Genomic DNA, 16352 nt, shown 5'->3' with positions numbered 1-16352 from the left:
GGTGCATCGGGGTCTGTGGCCACCGTGCGAGTGACCGTCACACCTCGCAACCGGTCCGACACCCCGAGCCACCCTCGACTGTCCGGCATCACCGCTGGTGGGACAGCATCCCGAGCACCGCACGCCGACCCGCCGCGCCCGTGCCCCATTCGAGGCACGGCATGGCGAACCGGCCGCCCTCCACCGGGGAGAGCGGCCGGCCGGCGAGTTGCTGTGACGTCAGTCGTTCGTGCACTCGTTGCCGAACGCCGGGTTCAGCAGGCCGATGATGTCGACCGTGTTGCCGCAGACGTTGACCGGGACGTGCACGGGAACCTGGAGGACGTTGCCCGACAGCACACCCGGCGAGTGGGCGGCGGCGGCCTGGGCGCCGCTGTCGGCGGCGGCCACGCCGGCGGTGCCGGCCGCCGTGGCGGCGGCGACGGAGGTCAGAACCAGGCCCTTCGCGATACGCGACATGGAGAGGTGCTCCTTGGAGTTGACACAAACATCCGGGCGGATACCCGGCGCTGTGTCAACGCGCGGCCCGCGCGGGAGTTGTGCCACCAATGGGGTGATCTCGGCTCGAAGTGGCGTTCACGTTTCCGACACACATGCCCGGTTTCGGATGGTTCGTGTGGGTAGCGACTAGAGTTGCGGACCGTCCGACGCACCCTTGTAGCCCGCCTTTCGAAAGGGCACCGCGGCCATGCGCAATTCCCCGGGTTCGCTGCTGCGCCGTGCGACGCCGCCGGCCGCGAAGGCGATGCGGCCGGGCCTCTCCCGCTCCACCGTCCACGAGTGCGCCAACCGTTCAGGTGTCGGACCGTTCACCTGCAACGGTGACCACGGCCCCGACCCGGCGTCACGCACCGTGTCCGGGGCCGCGTCCACCGATTCCGCCGGGCCTGTCGATGACGTGCGGAATTCACCGATCAGCGGAAGAGCGGGCGCACGACTTCCGTCGTCCGTGAACACGTTCGGCTACGACTCGGACGTGTTCGGTCCCCCCGCGGGTTTCCGATCAAACGATAACCAGTCGGCCATCCGCCTCGTTTCCCACCGGGACGCGGCCTGGGCCGGTGTGCTCTTCGTCGCCGCCGACATCCGGCCGTGAGGCGCGTACCCGCCCGTCCAGCGTCACCCGTGAGCGAGGAAACCGCGCAATGCACCAGTCAACCACCGACCCTCGGCCACGGGTCCTCCACCTCACGCAGCCCGTCGAAGGGGGGGTCGCGCGCGTGCTCGCGGATCTGACGCGGGCCCAGCTCGCGGCCGGCCTCGGGGTCACGGTCGCCTGCCCGGACAGCGGGCTGAGCGACATACTCCGGCAACTGGGGGCCGACGTACGGCCCTGGCAGGCGACGCGCGCGCCGGGGCCCTCGCTCACCGGTGAGGTACGCCGGCTGGCGCGGCTGGTCGAGGACGTGCGGCCCGATCTGGTGCACGCGCACAGCGCCAAGGCCGGGCTGGCCGGGCGGATCGCCGTGCGGGGGCGGATTCCGACGGTGTTCCAGCCGCACGCCTGGTCGTTCGAGGCGGTCGGCGGGGCGACGGCCGCGCTGGCGCTGAAGTGGGAGCGGTTCGGGGCGCGGTGGGCGCACCGGACGGTGTGCGTGAGCGAGGCGGAGTGCCGGACCGGGCTGCGGGCCGGGATCGACGCCCGGTGGACGGTCGTGCCGAACGGGATCGACACCGACCGCTTCCGTCCGGCAGCCGCGGGCACCGTACGGGCCGCGCTCGGTACCGACGTCGATCCGCGGGCGCCGCTGGTGGTCTGCGTGGGACGGCTGTGCCGGCAGAAGGGGCAGGACGTCCTGCTCGCCGCGTGGACCTCGGTGGTCCGGCGGGTGCCGGGGGCGCGGCTGGTGCTGGTCGGCGACGGGCCCGACCGGGAACGGCTGCGCGGGCCGGAGCCGGTGCTGTTCGCCGGAGCGGTCGCCGATCCCGTGCCCTGGTACCAGGCGGCCGACGTGGTCGTGCTGCCGTCGCGCTGGGAGGGCATGGCACTGGCCCCGCTGGAGGCGATGGCGTGCGGCCGGCCCGTGGTGGCGACGGACGTGGACGGCGCCCGGGAGAGCCTGCCGCCCGGGCACGCACCGCACTGCCTGGTGCCGGCGGAGGATCCACCCGCGCTGGCCGACGCGCTCACCGCGCTGCTGCTGGACCCGCCGCTGCGTGAGCGGCTCGGCCACGAGGGCCGCCGGCACGTGCGGGCCGCACACGACGTCCGGCACGCCGCCGGGGCGATGGAGGACGTGTACCACGCGCTCCTCGGCACCGGGACGCCGGCACCCGCCGCGCCCACCGAGTACAGGGAGTCCATCCACTCGTGACTGCGGAACGCACTGCGGAAAGCACGGTCCCCTCCCCCGGCTCCCAGCCCCGGGACCACGGATTCCCGACCGTCCCGGTCGTGCCCACGCCCGGCAGGGGCGGCGCCGGGTTCCCCTTCCCGGTCCGGCGGCCCGCGGCCCGGCTCGCCTCGCCGGTGCCGTTGCTCGGCGCCGACCTCGGCGCGGCCCTGCTGGGGGCGCTGACGCTGAGCCGGCCCGTCCTGATGGGCCTGCTGGTCGCCGGAGCGATGCTGGTGCGTCCACACGGACCGCCCCGGCGAGGGCAGGGCGTGCTGGACGAACTGCCCACCGTCTGCGGCCGGATCGCGGTGGCCTGGTTGGCGCTCGCCGCGCTGGTCGCCGCGTACACCCCCCAGCACGTGCTGCCGGCCGGCACGCTGGCCGCCGGCTTCGCCGCGCACGCCACCGCGGGCTGTGCGGGGCGCGCGCTGGTGCACTGGCGGCGGCGGGTCGCGCTGCTGCGCCAGCCGCGCGCCGCGCTGGTCGTAGGGCCCGTCGACACCGCTCAGCGGGTCGCCGCCGCCGTACTGCGTCACCCCCGGTGCGGGGTGCGGCCGGTCGGGATCGTCGCCGACCACGCGGACGGCACCGAGGGGCTGCCGGTGCTGACGACCGACGAGGAGGTCCAGCGGGCGCTCATCCAGAACGGCGTCCGGGACGTCCTGGTCGTCCACCCCACCGTGCGCAGCGAGCACGGGCCGCTGCTGCGGGGGCTCGCCGAGTCCGGGTGCGCGGTCTGGGAGCTGGACGCGGACTCGCCGTCGTACGAGGCCCGCGAGCAGCTCGCCGGGTACGCCTGCCGGCGGCTGGAGCTGGACTCCGGGCGGCGCGCCGACGCCGGCAAGCGGACGCTGGACGTGGTGGTGTCCGGGTCGCTGCTGCTGGCGGTCAGCCCGCTGCTGCTGGCCTGCGCGCTGGCGCTGCGGATCGGCGGCGGGCCGGGCGTGGTGTTCCGGCAGGAGCGGATCGGCAAGGACGGCCGGGCCTTCACGCTGCTGAAGCTGCGCACCCACCGCCCGGCCGACGAACACGAGTCGGCGACCCGCTGGAGCGTGGCCAACGAGCACGACATGCCGTGGTTCTGCCGGTTCCTGCGCCGCACCTCGCTGGACGAGTTGCTGCAGCTGTGGAACGTCTTCCGCGGCGACATGAGCCTGGTCGGACCGCGGCCCGAACGCCCGTTCTTCGTCACCCAGTTCAGCCAGGCCTACCCCGGCTACGCGGCCCGCCACCGCATGCCGGCCGGCATCACCGGACTCGCGCAGGTCAACGGGTTGCGCGGCGACACCTCGATCGAGGACCGGGCCCGGTTCGACAACGCGTACATCGACAACTGGTCGCTGTGGCAGGACGTCTGCATCCTGCTGCGCACGGCGGCCTCGCTCGTCCGGGCGACGGGGAGCTGAGCACCGATGAGCTTCGCTCTGCCCTCCGCGCGGATCCGGGCGCTCTCCCCCGTCCTGCCCGTCGTGGCCGTGATCGCCCTGCTCGGGCTGCCGCTCGCGCCGGGCGGCGACGGGGGCGCCACCCCGGCCGACGCGGTCTCCGCGCTGGTGGTCGGCTTCTGCGCCCTGCGGCTGCTGCGGCAGCGGCGGCGTCCCCTGTCCCGTACGGCCGCCGTGATCCTCGGGCTGCCAGTCGTGGGGCTCGCCGTGGCGGCGGTGGGAGCGGCCTCGCCGGGGGCCGGGATCACCGGGATGGGCCGCTATCTCCAGGTGTTCGTGCTGGTGCCGGCCGCGGTGCTGCTGCTGATCCGCGACCGGGCGGACTTCCGGCTGCTGACCTGGTCGCTGGTGGGGCTCGCCGGCTGGCAGGGGGCGGTCGGCGTGCACCAGTACGTGACCGCGACCGGCGCCTCGTACCAGGGGCAGCCGATCCGGGCCGTGGGCACCTTCGGACCGCAGGACATCATGGGCATGGCGAGCGTGGTGTCGTTCGGGGTGGTGTGCGCGGTCGGGCTGGCGCTCGGCCAGGCGCCAGTACGACAGCGGTTGATCGCCGTCGGCTGCGCGCTGGCCCTGCTGGTGCCGCTCGCGCTGTCCTTCAGCCGGGGCGCGTGGATCGCGACCGCCGTGACGTGCGCGGTGCAGCTGGCGCTGGCCGGGATGCGGCGGGCGTTGCGGACGGGCGCGGTGATCGCCGCGGCCGGGGTGGTCCTGGTCGGCGGCTTCGGAGTCGGTACGGCGCTGCTCCAGGAGCGGATCACGAGCATCACGCAGGTCACCGACGCGCCCGACCAGTCGGTCACCGACCGGTACACCATGTGGGCGGCGGCGACCGGCATGTGGCGCGATCAGCCACTGACCGGCGTGGGATTGAAGGGCTTCCCCGAGTACCGGGACGCCCACGCGTCGCTGGCGCTGTCCGCGGCCAGCGACACGGAGGGCGCGGGCGCGGCCTTCCGCAGGCAGCCGCTGCTGTCCCCGCACAACATGTACCTGCTGGTCCTCAGCGAGCAGGGGCTGATCGGGCTGCTGGCCCTCGCCGGAAGCTGGCTCGCGCTGCTGGTGTGCGCGCTGCGGGGGCTCGCCGGGGCGAGACGCGCCGGGGACGGGCGAGGGCTCGACTGCGCGCTGGTGGCCTGCGGGCTGCTGATCTGGCAGTTGACCGACTTCGCGTACGCCGACATCGGCGGCCCCTCCACCGTGCTGACCGCCCTGTGTCTCGGCTTCGCGGCCTGGTGGGCGCTGGTCGGCGGGCGCACCGAGGAGACGCCGGCCGAGGATGCGGCGTGGGCGCGGGCCGACGTGCGCCCGGAGGGGGCGCCGGCACGATGAACGTGACGCCTCCCCGGACCCCGGGGGCCGCGCAGCCCACCGTGCCCTGCGCACGGACCGCCCCGCACACCGAGGGCGGCACCGAACCGGCCCCGGCCTCCCGCGGCTTCCTCGCCAAGGCGGCCCTGCTCACCGCGGCGCTCTCCGTCGCGGGGGCGCTGCTCGGGCTCGCCCGGGACCAGGCGCTGGCCCGGCTGTTCGGGGCGGGCAGGGAGACGGACGCCTTCCTGATCGCCTGGACGGTGCCGGAGTTCGCGGCCACCCTGCTGATCGAGGACGGGCTGGCCCTCGTCCTGATCCCGGCGTTCAGCCTGGCGCTGTCCCGGCGCGCGCAGGGCGCGCCAGGCGACCCGGTGCGGGCCCTGGTCGGCGCCACCCTGCCCCGGCTGGCGCTCGCCCTGATCACCGCCGGCGGACTGGTCGTCGTCGGCGCCCCCTTCCTGGTCGGCGCCCTCGCCCCCGGCCTCACCGACCCGGGGCTCGCCGTCGACTGCACCCGGCTCACCGCGACCTGCGTCGTGACGTTCGGGCTCGCCGGGTACTGCAGCGCCGCGCTGCGGGCGCACCGTCGCTTCCTGGCGCCGGCGGCGATCTACGTCGCCTACAACACCGGCATCATCACGACGATGCTCGTGCTCAGCGGGCGGTGGGGGGTGCGCTCGGCGGCGCTCGGGGTCGCCGTGGGCGGCTGCCTGATGGTGGCGGTCCAGCTTCCGGCGCTGTGGCGGCAGTTGCGCGGGAAGAGTGCCGACGGCCTGGAGGAGGCCGGTGAGGCGCAGCGCCGGATGGGGCTCGCGCTGGTCTGCGCGGTGCTGCTGTTCTCGCTGTGCCGTCAGTCCCAGGTCCTCATCGAGCGGTTCCTCGCCTCCCATCTCGACCCCGGGGCCATCTCGCACCTGAACTACGCCCAGAAGGTGGCGCAGATCCCGATGACGCTGTCGCTGATGCTGTGCACGGTCACCTTCCCGGTGGTCGCGCGGGCCCTGGCCGACGGCGACACCGAGCGGGCCCGCGACCGGGTCGAGCGGGATCTGGCGCTGGCCGCGTGCATCGTGCTGCTGGGTGCCGCGACGGTCGTCGCGTGCGCCCCGCAGATGATCGAACTCCTCTTCCAGCGAGGCGCGTTCACGGCGCGGGACACGGCGGCGACGGCGGACGTCATGCGCGTGTACGCCCTCGGCCTGCTCGGCCAGACCCTGGTCGGCGCCCTGGTGCGCACGTACTTCTCGGACGGCCGGCCGAGCTGGTACCCGCTGGCCGCGATGACGGCGGGCGTCGCCGCGACGGCCGGTATCGGGGCCTGCACGGTGGGGCTGTGGGGGGTGAGCGGCATCGCCGCGGCGAACGCGGCGGGGATCACGCTGACGGCGGGGATGCTGCTCGGCGGGGCGCGGGCCGGGCGCGGGCGCCCCGGCGCGGACGGCGAGACCGCCACCACCGCTCCCACTGACGGCACCGCCAGCACCGCTACCACCGCCGGCACCGCCCGCAACGTCGTCCCTCTCCGCCTCCGTCATGTCCTCGCGGACCTCGGCCGGCCGATCGGTGCCGCCGCCGGCGCGACCGTCGCCGGTGCCTTCGCCGCGAGCCGGGTCGAGGCGCCGCTGCCCGGGCTGCTCCTCGGCTCTCTCACCGTCGCCGTCGTCTTCGTACTGCTCGGCCGGGCGCTGGGCGAGCAGGGAGTCGCATCCGCGCTCCGTTCCGTACGTTCCGTGACCCGGAGGCTTCCGTATGCCCGTTCCCGTTGACACCGGCACGCGTGCCGTACGCGCCCCGGCGCCGGTCCCCTGGGTGGCGATGTACCACTCCGTGGGGGACTGCTCGGACGACCCCTACCGCATCACCGTCACCCCCGACCGTCTGGACCGCCAGCTCGGCTGGCTGCGCCGACGGGGGCTGCGGGGGGTGTCCGTGGCCGCGCTGATCGCCGCCCGCGCCCGGGGCGAGGACCGGGGTCTGGTCGGGCTGACGTTCGACGACGGGTACGCCGACTTCGTCGAGGCCGCCCTTCCGGCGCTGCGCCGGCACGGCTGCGGCGCCACCCTGTTCGTCCTGCCGGGCCGGCTCGGCGGCGACAACTCCTGGGATCCGCTGGGCCCGCGCAAGCAGTTGCTGACAGCCGACGGCATCCGGGCCGCGGCCGATCAGGGCGTCGAGATCGGCTCGCACGGGCTGACGCACGTCGATCTGACCAAGGCCGACGACGTCACACTGACGGTCGAGACCGTCGAAAGCAGAGCGGCGCTCGCGGAGTTGACCGGTGTTCCGGCAGCCGGTTTCTGCTACCCGTACGGCGCGATCGACCGGCGTGCCGCCGACGCCGTACGGGACGCCGGGTACGCGTACGCCTGCGCGATCGACCCCGGAACCCTCTCCGGCCCGTACGCCCTGCCCCGGCTGCACATCGGGCAGAACGACACCGCCGTACGCCTGCTGCTGAAGTACCGGCTGCACGGGCTGCGCCGGCGCGCGGTGGAGGGCGTGTGATGAAGGCCCTGCACATCATCACCGGCCTGGGCGTCGGCGGCGCCGAGCAGCAACTGCGGCTGCTGCTGCGGCATCTGCCCGTCGACTGCGACGTCGTGACGCTCACCAACCCGGGCCCGGTCGCCGACGGCCTGATGGCCGACGGTGTCTGCGTCACCCACCTCGGCATGGCCGGCAACCGTGACCTCGGCGTCCTGCCCCGCCTGGCCCGATTCATCCGTTCCGGCGGCTACGACCTGGTGCACACCCACCTCTACCGCGCCTGCGTCTACGGCCGGCTCGCCGCCCGCCTCGCCGGGGTCAGGGCGATCGTCGCGACGGAGCACTCCCTGGGCGACTCCCAGATGGAGGGCCGCCCCCTGACCGCCGGCGTCCGCGGGCTCTATCTCGCCAGTGAGCGCCTCGGCCGTACCACGGTCGCCGTGTCCCCCACGGTCGCCGCCCGGCTGGAACGCTGGGGTGTACCGGCCGCCCGCATCGAGGTCGTCCCGAACGGCATCGACCTCGCCCGGTTCCGCTTCGACCCGGTGCGGCGGCTGCGCACCCGCCAGCGGTTCGGTCTGCCGGACACCGCGTTCGTCGTCGGCGCCGTCGGTCGCCTCACCGCGGGCAAGCGCTTCGACCTCGCCGTCCGGGCCCTGGCCCGGCTCCCCGAGGACCACTGGCTGCTGCTGGTCGGCGGCGGCCCCGAGGAGCACATGCTGCGCCGCACCGCGCACGAGGCCGGCGTCGCCGACCGCGTCCTGTTCACCGGCGAACGCCCCTACCTCCCGGATGACTCCCCCGGCCCCGACCTGCCGTCCCTCACCGCGGCGATGGACCTGCTGCTCTCCCCTTGCGCCGAGGAGGCGTTCGGGCTCGCGGTGGTCGAGGCGCTGGCTGCCGGGCTGCCCGTCGTCCACGCCTCCTGCCCCGCGATCGAGGACCTCCCCCCGCACACCGCGGCCCACGCCCGCCGGGTGACCGGCGGCGCCGAGGAGTTCGCCCGCGCCGTCGCCGAGGCCCGGGCGGCCGGACCGCGGCCCCGCACGCCCGCCGAGGCCGCCCGGCACTACTGCGTCACCCGCAGCGCCGCCCAGCTCATGGATGTCTACGCGACCGCGACCGCCGCCCCGCGTGCGGCGGCATCCTCGTCACCGTCACCCCAGGGAGCCAGTTCGTGATGACCGAGAACCCCACCGGACAGCACCGCCATGGCGGCCGGCCGGCCCACGCCAGGAAGCTCCCGCCCTGGAGCCTGCTCGCGGCCGGCGTGGTCGCCGGAGGCCTGCTCGGCGGCGCGTACGGCGAGCTGAGGGCGCCGGAGTACACCGCCACCAGTTACGTCGTCGCCGTACCCGCCGCGAACTCCGACCCGGCCTCCGCACTCGGCTTCGCGCAGGCGTACGGCCGGGTCGCCACGCAGGTCGCGGTGCTCGGGGACGCCCAGGTGTGGGCGGGCGTACCGGTGCGCACGCTCCAGGACAGCGTGCGGACGGCGACCTCGCCGGACGCGCCGATGGTGGCGATCACCGCCACCTCCTCCCGGCCGGACGTCGCCGCCGACATGGCCAACGCCGTGGCCCGCGCGTTGACCGGGCACGCGGACGACACCGCGGGCGCCACCAAGGTGGAGCTCCAGCAGTTCGCCCGCGCCACCAAGCCGGCCGAGCCGTCGTCCGCCTCCACTCCGGTCACCGGCCTGGTCGGTGCGAGCGCCGGCGGTCTGCTCGGCGGGCTCGCCCTGCTGGTCCGGCCCCGCCGCGCCGTCGACGACACGGGGCGGGCCGCCTCCGTGCCGGGGCCGGCCGTCGCCGTCGACGCGCACCGAGCGCCGTGAGGCCGTCGTACCGCACGGAAGTCGTCACGGACGAGCCCGCCTTCGCCGAGCTCGCTCCCGTCTGGGGCCGTCTGTACGGGCGCTCGCCCCGCGCGACGCCGTTCCAGAGTCACGCCTGGCTGCACTCGTGGTGGCTGTCGTACGGCACGCCGGGGCGGCTGCGGCTGGTGCTGGTGCGCGCGGGCGGTGAACTGGTCGCGGCGGCCCCGCTGATGCGGGTGGCCCGTCCGCTTCCGTCGCTGGTGCCGCTGGGCGGGGCGATCTCCGACTACGGGGACGTCCTGCTGGACGACGGGCACGGGGAGGCGGCGCTGACCGCGCTCACCGAGGGGCTCGCGACGGCCGCGCGCACCGCGCTGATCGACTTCCGGGAGGTCCGGCCCGGTGCCGCCGCCGAGCTGGTGTACGAGCGGTGGGGCGGACCGCGGCACCGGCTGGACGACTCGCTCTGCCTGGAGCTGCCCGCCGTGGCGATCGCGGACCTGATCGCCCGGCTGCCGTCCAAGTCCCAGCAGCGGGCGCGCGCCAAGCTGCGCAAGATGCACGCGCTGGGTGTGCAGCGCAGTGCCGTCAAGCCCGACGAGGTGGAGCGGGCGCTGCGGCGGCTGCTGGAACTGCACCGGCTGCAGTGGCAGGGGCGGAAGGTGACGTCGGAGCATCTGCGGCTGAGGTTCCGCGACCACCTGGTGCGGGCGGTCGCGGAGATGGTGCGCACCGGGGACGCGGTGGTCACCGAGTTCCGCCTGGACGGCGACGTGGTGGCCGTCGATCTGACGCTGATGTCGCGATGGCTGAGCGGCGGTTATCTGTACGGCGCCCACCCGAGGCTGCGGGAGCACAAGACGGACGTGGCGGCGATGCTGCTGGAGGCGGGCGCCGAGCAGGCCCACGTCGCAGGGCTCGGCACGCTGAGCTTGCTACGCGGCGACGAGCCGTACAAACACCACTGGCGTCCCGAGACGGTCGTCAACCAGCGGCTGCTGCTGGCCCGGCGGCACACCGCCCCGCTGCTGGCGGCGGCGGTGTGCGGTGCCGCGGCACGCCGCCGGGGCAAGGAGCTGGTGCGCCGGCGGAAGGAGCGTGACGGTGGCGGCAGGTCCTGAGCGGGCCTGCCGCCGGCGGCGGCGCGCCGTGTCACCGCCCTCGCGACCACCAGTCGAGCCGCATGCACAGCCTTCCGCCGAGCCAGTGCTCCACCCAGTCGCCCAGGTGCAGCGGCGAGCAGTCGGCGGGGGCCGTGGCGGGCGGCGTGGCCGGGGGTGTGACCGGAGCGGGCTGCGTCGGTTGCGCGGACGGCGGCCGCGTCGGCTGCGCGGACGGGGCGTCGGTGCGGCCGGTGAGAAGCGCCCGGTAGACCGCGGCGGACCGCGGATTGTCGTCGCACTGCCACACGCCGTGCGGGCAGTAGTCGGTCAGGGTGTTGTAGAGCGGCTTGTGCGCGTCCATCCAGGCGAGCATGCGGCGCATGTACTCCGGGTTGTCACCGTTGCGGAAGAGTCCCCACTCTGGGTAGGAGATCTCCTTGCCGTGCGCCCTGGCGAAATCCACGTGGTCCTGGAGTCCGTAACGCTCTTTCACCTGTTCGTCGAAGGAGAGTCCGGCCGGCTGGTCGTACGCGTCCATTCCGATGATGTCGACCGTCGCGTCCCCCGGGTAGCACTGCGTCCACGGAATGGCGTCACGACCGCGCGACGGGGTGAAGTCGAACCGGAATTCCTGGCCCGGCACCGAACGCATGGTGGTGACGATCCTGTTCCAGTACTGCTTCCAGGCCTTCGGGTCGGGCCCGCAGCGATGGGTGTACGTGATGCCGTTCATCTCCCAGCCGAGCACGATCACCGTGTCCGGCGCCTTCAGCTCCACCAGCCGTTCGGCGAGCCTGCGGAAGTGCTGATCGAAGTGCCCGGCGGCACCTTCTCGCAGCAGCCTTCGCACCTCGGAGTCAGGGACGCCCTCCTCGTTGCGCTCCAGCATGGGCACATTGAGGACGAACATCCGGTCGGCCTTGGCGTTGCGCCAGTCCGCCCACGACTCCAGGAAGCTGGGCGCCCCCTCGATGTTGCTCCACCGGTCGCCCGGCAGATAGGTGTGCCCGACGCGCAGCTCGGAACCGCCCAGCCAGCGGCTGAGCTCGGAGATCCGGGCCACACCGCGCTCGGCGTAGTGGAGATAGGCCCCGAAGGCGGGGAACTGCTTCACGGGCGGCTTGGCCGGGACGGCCGACGGGGCGGGTGCCGCGGACGCGGTCGGGACGGACGAGGCGGTCGGTGCCGGAGTGCTCACCCCGTGCCCGGGCGTCGTGGCTGCCGCGGGAGCCGTGGCCGCCGTCGGCGCCGTGGACGCGGTGGGTGCCGTGGACGCGGTGGGCGCGGGAGCCGGCGGGTCGCCGGTCACCCTCACCCCGAGGCCCAGGGCGAAGCCGGGGCCGGTGGCCAGGGCGGCCGACGCGACGACCGTCGCCGCGAGGCACGCCAGCCGCCGGGGCCGGGCCCGGCGATGCTGTGCGGCCATGCCTTTTTCCTTTCTCCACTCCCGTGCGCCGTCCAACAGCTGACGCCCTTTTGGGTGGACGGTGGCGGTGACGAATTTCCTGACGGCTTTCCACTTCCCGTCACTGACACTCAGTCATATCAGTATGAATTCCGCCAGTGCGCATGCGGCGTACGAGTGCCGCGCTCGCCCGCACGGGTGAAACAACCGAAGGAAAACACCGTGTCGCTGTTCGACACCCGTGTCCCCGTGGTCCTGCTGCGGATCGACCGGAATCCCTTTCACCACGGAACCCTGGGCGCCGTACGCTCGCTCGGCCGCGCGGGGGTGGACGTGCACGTGGTCGCCGACTGCGCGGGGAGCCCGGTCCGTACGTCCCGCTTCGTACGGCAACTGCATCCGCCGCCGGGACCGGGCGCGTCCCCCGACGACATCGCCGGCGTGCTGCGCCGGGTGGCCACCGGGATCGCCCGGCCGGCCGTGCTGATCCCGATGGACGACGCGAGCGCCATCGCGGTCGGCCGGCTGCACGACACCCTCGCGCCCACCTACCTGCTCCCCGCGACGCCCGCCGGACTGCCCGAACGCGTCGCCGACAAGGCCGAACTGGCCGGCATCTGCTCGGCTCTGGACCTGCCGCACCCCCGCACGCTGGTCCCCGGCACCGCCGACCAGGCCGCCAGGGCCGCCTGGCGTCTCGGACTGCCGGTGGTGGCGAAGTGGAGCCGCCCCTGGCTGCTGCCCACCGGCACCGGCCTGCGCAGCACGGCACTGGTGCGCTCCACGCAGGAGGCCCGGGAGCTGTTCGAGCGTTCCGGGGAGGCGGGCAGCCGGCTGCTGCTGCAGGAGTTCCTGCCGCCGGGCCCGGACCGCGACTGGTTCTTCCACGGGTACGCCGACCGCTCCGGCGCCGTCCGCGCCGGCGGCCCCGGCCGCAAACTGCACTCCTGGCCGCGCGCCGCGGGGCTGACGGCGGTCGGCGAGTGGACGGCCAACCCCGAGGTGCGGGCCCTGGCCGAACGGCTCGTCGGCGAGCTCGGCTACCGCGGCATCCTGGACCTCGACTTCCGCCGCTGCGGCACGACCGGGCGCTACCACCTGCTCGACTTCAACCCCCGCCCGGGAGCCCAGTTCCGGCTCTTCACCGACACCGCCGGACTGGACGTCGTACGGGCCCTGCACCTGGATCTGACCCGCCGCCCGCTGCCGGACGGCGCGTCGCGGCCGGGCCGGGCGTTCGTGGTGGAGAACTACGCCCCGCTGGCCTCGCTCCGCCCCGCACCGGGCGGCCGCGAGCTGGCCTGGCACGCCCGTGACGACCTCACTCCCGGCTTCGCGATGAGCGCCCTGTGGACCCGGCACGTGCTGCGCCGGCTCCGGGCGCGGCTGCGGCCGAAGGCGACGGTGGGGGTCTGGCCACGGGTCTCGCTGGTCCGGCAGGCGTCGCCCGTGGAGCCCCGCCCCGGCGAGGTGTCCGTCGTCCCTGAGCTCTCCGGAGCATCCGGTCTCCCCGGCGACGAGAAGGACGGGACAGCGGTCAGCCGCTGACGGGCCCGCTCGTGCGGGCGCCCCGGGCGACGGTGGTTCGTCGCCCGGGGCGCCCGGTCGTGTACCTGGTGCTCGGGGTCTCCGGCACCGGGTGTCCTACCTACGCTGGCCGGCTCGGCCTCGGCGGAAGAGCAGCGCACCGCCCAGGATCATCGCGGCACCGGCGCCCGAGGCCGCGAGTACGGCCTCGGAGCCGGTCTCGGGCAGCGACGGCGGCTGCTCCGGGTTCTCGCTGTCGGGCGGCGGGGTCTTGGTGGGCGGCGGGTTCGTGGGCGGCGGAGTCTTGGTGGGCGGCGGGCTGGTCGGGGGGTGGGTGGGCGTCGGGGGCGGAGTCTTGGTCGGGGGCGGTGGCGTCGTGGGGGTGTCGCCGTAGCCGCCCTCGTCGCCGTAGCCGCTTCCGTAACCGGCGTCGTCGCCGTAGCCGGTCGCCACGCCGTAGCCGGTGTCCTCCCCGTAGCCGTAGCCGCTGTCGGACTCGGCACCGTACGCGCCGAGCAGGTCGTCGCCGTAGCCGCCGGCCAGCACGTCGTCCACGAGCGTCGCGGGCATGTCCTCGGACGTCTCCCCTGGCGCTGCCGCGGGGGTCTCCGCAGGCGTCGCGGCGGGAGTCTCCGCGGTCGTCTCCGGGACGCTGCCGGAGATCGAGCCGGCGCCCTGTCCGACGACGACCTCCTGGTCCACGGCGGTGCTGTCGGCGGTGGTGCCGCCCACGACGGTGCTGTCCGCGGTCGTGCTCTCCGCAGCGGTGTCCTCCGCGGTCGCGCTGTCCGCAGCGGTGTCCTCCGCGATCGTGCTGTCCGTGGGCATGCTGTCCACGGGGGTGTTGTCGCCGGTCGTGCTCTCCGCAGCGCTACTGTCGGTGATAGCGCTTTCTGCGGTCGCACTGTCCACAGCGGCGCTGTCCGCCCCGGTGCCGACCTCGGCGGGCGCGTCCTGCGCCAGGGCCATGTCCGCGTAGACCTCGTCACGGACGTTCTCGTAGAACGCTTCGTGATCGAACTCCTCGACGCTCCGGGACGCTCCCGCCGCCGGTGCCTCGGCGGGGGCCGCGACGCTACTGCCGGAGGCCGCGCCGGGCGAGCCCCCCGCCGCCCCGCCCGCCGTGGTGTCGGCGAGGGCGGCACCGCCGCACAGGGACAGCATGCTCGTCGCGGCGGCAGCCGCGACCATTCCCTTGCTCAGGGTCTGTCGCAATCTCGTTGTCTTCCTGCTCGCAGAAGTGGGAAGGCCGGCCTTGGAGAAGGATGGAGTCGTCCAAGGCCGGCCGTGGCGCAGCCGAGCGGCTGGTGCGTTACAGCGTCAGTCGTTCTTGCACTGGTTGGCGAACGCCGGGTTCAGCAGCCCGATCACGTTGACGGTGTTGCCGCAGACGTTGACCGGAACGTGCACGGGAATCTGGACCACGTTGCCGGACAGGACACCCGGGGAACCGATCGCGGCAGCCTCGGCGCCCGAGTCGGCAAAGGCCGGCGTGGCCATCCCGAGAGCCATGATCGCGCCCGCGACGACAGCAGCGCTCTTCTTCATGAACTTTCCCTTCTCTGCGGTCATGCCATTTGGACGGCCGAAACCGAGCGAGCACAGCTGTACGGCTCGCACCATGACCTGCAGCCTGCAAACGAGAAATTGACAGCCGAAGAAACCATGGAACGTATAACACCGAGGAATTCACTCGATCGCTCGGTAAATAACTTCTTCCACACGCGCCGCCGGGCGGCCCGCAGGGACTCGGCGGACCGCCCGGGCTACGCGAGCGGGAGCTCAGTCGCCGTTCGCCGAAAGGACCGACAGGTCCTCCAGGATGTGGCTGAGAGCGGCGTCACGCTTGGTGTTCGTGGAGTTGTCCGCGCACTGCTGCTGCGTGTGGTCGGACAGGACCGGGATGTCCTGGGCCACGACGCCGATGGCGCCGGCGACGCCGACGGGGACGTCCTGCACGGCCAGGCACGGCTTGTTGAGCGACCCGTCGACCAGCGAGAGCTGGGGGCTCATGTCGCCCTTGGTCGCCGAGTTGCCGAACGACGACGACGCGCCGTTGCCATTGGCCACGGACGGCCCGGAGTCGTCACCGACGGCAAGCGCGTGGGGAGCGGCCGCCACCGACATACCGATGACGGAAGCGGCAGCCGCCGCGGCGACCATTGCCTTCTTGAGCACTTCGCGTTCCTTTCCTCGTAGCGACGCATGTCCTACGGCCACATCAACCCGGACTCAGATGATTGGTTGCGGATGTTCACCCGGTTGGCCCGGCCTCCCGTCCAAACGCCTGATAATCACCGGTGACGACGAACACACAAAGGGCTGGGGTATCGGCCGACAGGGTGATCGGGAGAAACCGCGCAGTGCGCGTGCAGTTGACCAGAACGCTCCGGTGGACGGGGTTTCCTAAGAAAGGACTGGCCAGTGATCAAGAAGGTTGTTGCCACCGCCGCGATCGCCGCTTCCGTCATGGGTGCCTCGGCCGCCGCGGCCCCGGGCGCCATGGCGGTCGGCGACGACAGCGGCCCGACCGCCGCGAACGGCAACGGTGCCCTGCAGAGCTTCGGCAACTCGTCCACGTACGGGAACATGAGCCCGCAGATGGCGCTGATCCAGGGCTCCTTCAACAAGCCCTGCATCGCCGTGAACGACCTGCCCGTCGGTGCCGGCGCCCTGGTCGGTATCCCGATCAAGGACATCCCGATCCTGTCGGACCACACGCAGCAGCAGTGCGCCGAGAACTCCACCAACGCCAAGCGTGACGGTGCGCTGGCGCACCTGCTGGAGGACGTGTCGGTCCTGTCGGCCAACGGCGAGTGACGTAGTCACGAGGGGGCGGGCCGCCGAGCATCTCGGCGGGCCCCCCCACGGTAGTTGCCCCCCCCCCAAGGGCCGCCGGGGGAGGCCCCCGGCCCC

General features: G+C 73.8%; 16 protein-coding genes. 11 read left to right on the top strand and 5 right to left on the bottom strand.

Annotation, left to right across the window (positions count from 1 at the left end):
* Window positions 1–219: 219 nt before the first annotated feature.
* Window positions 220–459, bottom strand: coding sequence for a chaplin ChpG (gene chpG, locus ACFV6X_RS22065; RefSeq protein ID WP_365451897.1), 240 nt, complete (start codon window positions 457–459; stop codon window positions 220–222).
* 229 nt (window positions 460–688) lie between these two features.
* Here chpG and ACFV6X_RS22060 point away from each other — a divergent pair, with 229 nt between their 5' ends.
* From ACFV6X_RS22060 to ACFV6X_RS22020, 9 genes are read left to right on the top strand one after another with little or no spacing between them, the layout of a single operon-like run.
* Window positions 689–1096, top strand: coding sequence for a hypothetical protein (locus ACFV6X_RS22060; RefSeq protein WP_385385941.1), 408 nt, complete (start codon window positions 689–691; stop codon window positions 1094–1096).
* A 49-nt stretch (window positions 1097–1145) separates the two neighbouring features.
* Window positions 1146–2315, top strand: coding sequence for a glycosyltransferase (locus ACFV6X_RS22055; protein ID WP_385385939.1), 1170 nt, complete (start codon window positions 1146–1148; stop codon window positions 2313–2315).
* A complete protein-coding gene (locus ACFV6X_RS22050) occupies window positions 2312–3742 on the top strand; it encodes an exopolysaccharide biosynthesis polyprenyl glycosylphosphotransferase (RefSeq protein WP_385385937.1) in 1431 nt (476 codons plus the stop codon). The genes ACFV6X_RS22055 and ACFV6X_RS22050 overlap by 4 nt, the downstream gene beginning before the upstream one ends.
* Window positions 3743–3748: 6 nt before the next feature.
* Window positions 3749–5113, top strand: a complete 1365-nt coding sequence (locus tag ACFV6X_RS22045; protein WP_385385935.1) for an O-antigen ligase family protein — start codon at window positions 3749–3751, stop codon at window positions 5111–5113.
* Window positions 5110–6861: a lipid II flippase MurJ gene (locus ACFV6X_RS22040; RefSeq protein WP_385385934.1), complete on the top strand. Its 1752-nt coding sequence runs from the start codon at window positions 5110–5112 to the stop codon at window positions 6859–6861. Before ACFV6X_RS22045 ends, ACFV6X_RS22040 begins: the two co-directional genes overlap by 4 nt.
* Entirely contained in the window at window positions 6845–7600 is a 756-nt protein-coding gene (locus ACFV6X_RS22035) for a polysaccharide deacetylase family protein (RefSeq protein ID WP_385385932.1), read from the top strand. Before ACFV6X_RS22040 ends, ACFV6X_RS22035 begins: the two co-directional genes overlap by 17 nt.
* Window positions 7600–8763 carry a glycosyltransferase gene (locus tag ACFV6X_RS22030; protein WP_385385930.1) on the top strand — a complete coding sequence of 388 codons (1164 nt, stop codon included), beginning with the start codon at window positions 7600–7602 and terminating at the stop codon, window positions 8761–8763. The genes ACFV6X_RS22035 and ACFV6X_RS22030 overlap by 1 nt, the downstream gene beginning before the upstream one ends.
* Entirely contained in the window at window positions 8763–9419 is a 657-nt protein-coding gene (locus tag ACFV6X_RS22025; RefSeq protein WP_385385928.1) for a lipopolysaccharide biosynthesis protein, read from the top strand. The genes ACFV6X_RS22030 and ACFV6X_RS22025 overlap by 1 nt, the downstream gene beginning before the upstream one ends.
* On the top strand, window positions 9416–10522 hold the full coding sequence (locus ACFV6X_RS22020; protein ID WP_385385927.1) for a GNAT family N-acetyltransferase: 1107 nt from the start codon (window positions 9416–9418) through the stop codon (window positions 10520–10522). The genes ACFV6X_RS22025 and ACFV6X_RS22020 overlap by 4 nt, the downstream gene beginning before the upstream one ends.
* A gap of 31 nt (window positions 10523–10553) precedes the next feature.
* Here the strand turns inward: ACFV6X_RS22020 and ACFV6X_RS22015 are convergent, their stop codons facing one another.
* Window positions 10554–11930, bottom strand: a complete 1377-nt coding sequence (locus tag ACFV6X_RS22015) for a glycoside hydrolase family 26 protein (RefSeq protein ID WP_385385925.1) — start codon at window positions 11928–11930, stop codon at window positions 10554–10556.
* 201 nt (window positions 11931–12131) lie between these two features.
* On the opposite strand from ACFV6X_RS22015, the gene ACFV6X_RS22010 reads away from it, so the two are divergent.
* A complete protein-coding gene (locus ACFV6X_RS22010; RefSeq protein ID WP_385385923.1) occupies window positions 12132–13457 on the top strand; it encodes an ATP-grasp domain-containing protein in 1326 nt (441 codons plus the stop codon).
* Between the two features lie 96 nt (window positions 13458–13553).
* Here ACFV6X_RS22010 and ACFV6X_RS22005 read toward each other — a convergent pair whose 3' ends face one another.
* The 3 genes from ACFV6X_RS22005 to ACFV6X_RS21995 all read right to left on the bottom strand — a co-directional run bounded on the left by ACFV6X_RS22005 (window position 13554) and on the right by ACFV6X_RS21995 (window position 15614).
* Window positions 13554–14651 carry an LPXTG cell wall anchor domain-containing protein gene (locus ACFV6X_RS22005; RefSeq protein WP_385385921.1) on the bottom strand — a complete coding sequence of 366 codons (1098 nt, stop codon included), beginning with the start codon at window positions 14649–14651 and terminating at the stop codon, window positions 13554–13556.
* Between the two features lie 105 nt (window positions 14652–14756).
* Complete coding sequence (locus ACFV6X_RS22000; protein WP_385386050.1) at window positions 14757–14984, bottom strand: chaplin; 228 nt, start codon at window positions 14982–14984, stop codon at window positions 14757–14759.
* Window positions 14985–15218: 234 nt separating this feature from the next.
* A complete protein-coding gene (locus tag ACFV6X_RS21995) occupies window positions 15219–15614 on the bottom strand; it encodes a rodlin (protein WP_385385920.1) in 396 nt (131 codons plus the stop codon).
* 246 nt (window positions 15615–15860) lie between these two features.
* Between ACFV6X_RS21995 and ACFV6X_RS21990 the strand changes: the two genes are divergently transcribed.
* A complete protein-coding gene (locus ACFV6X_RS21990) occupies window positions 15861–16256 on the top strand; it encodes a rodlin (RefSeq protein WP_365460249.1) in 396 nt (131 codons plus the stop codon).
* The last annotated feature ends 96 nt before the right edge of the window (window positions 16257–16352 follow it).

Origin of the sequence: Streptomyces sp. NPDC059861, from assembly GCF_042731435.1 — a bacterium.
GTDB lineage: Bacteria > Actinomycetota > Actinomycetes > Streptomycetales > Streptomycetaceae > Streptomyces.
This window is presented reverse-complemented; position numbering and strand designations above follow the sequence as displayed.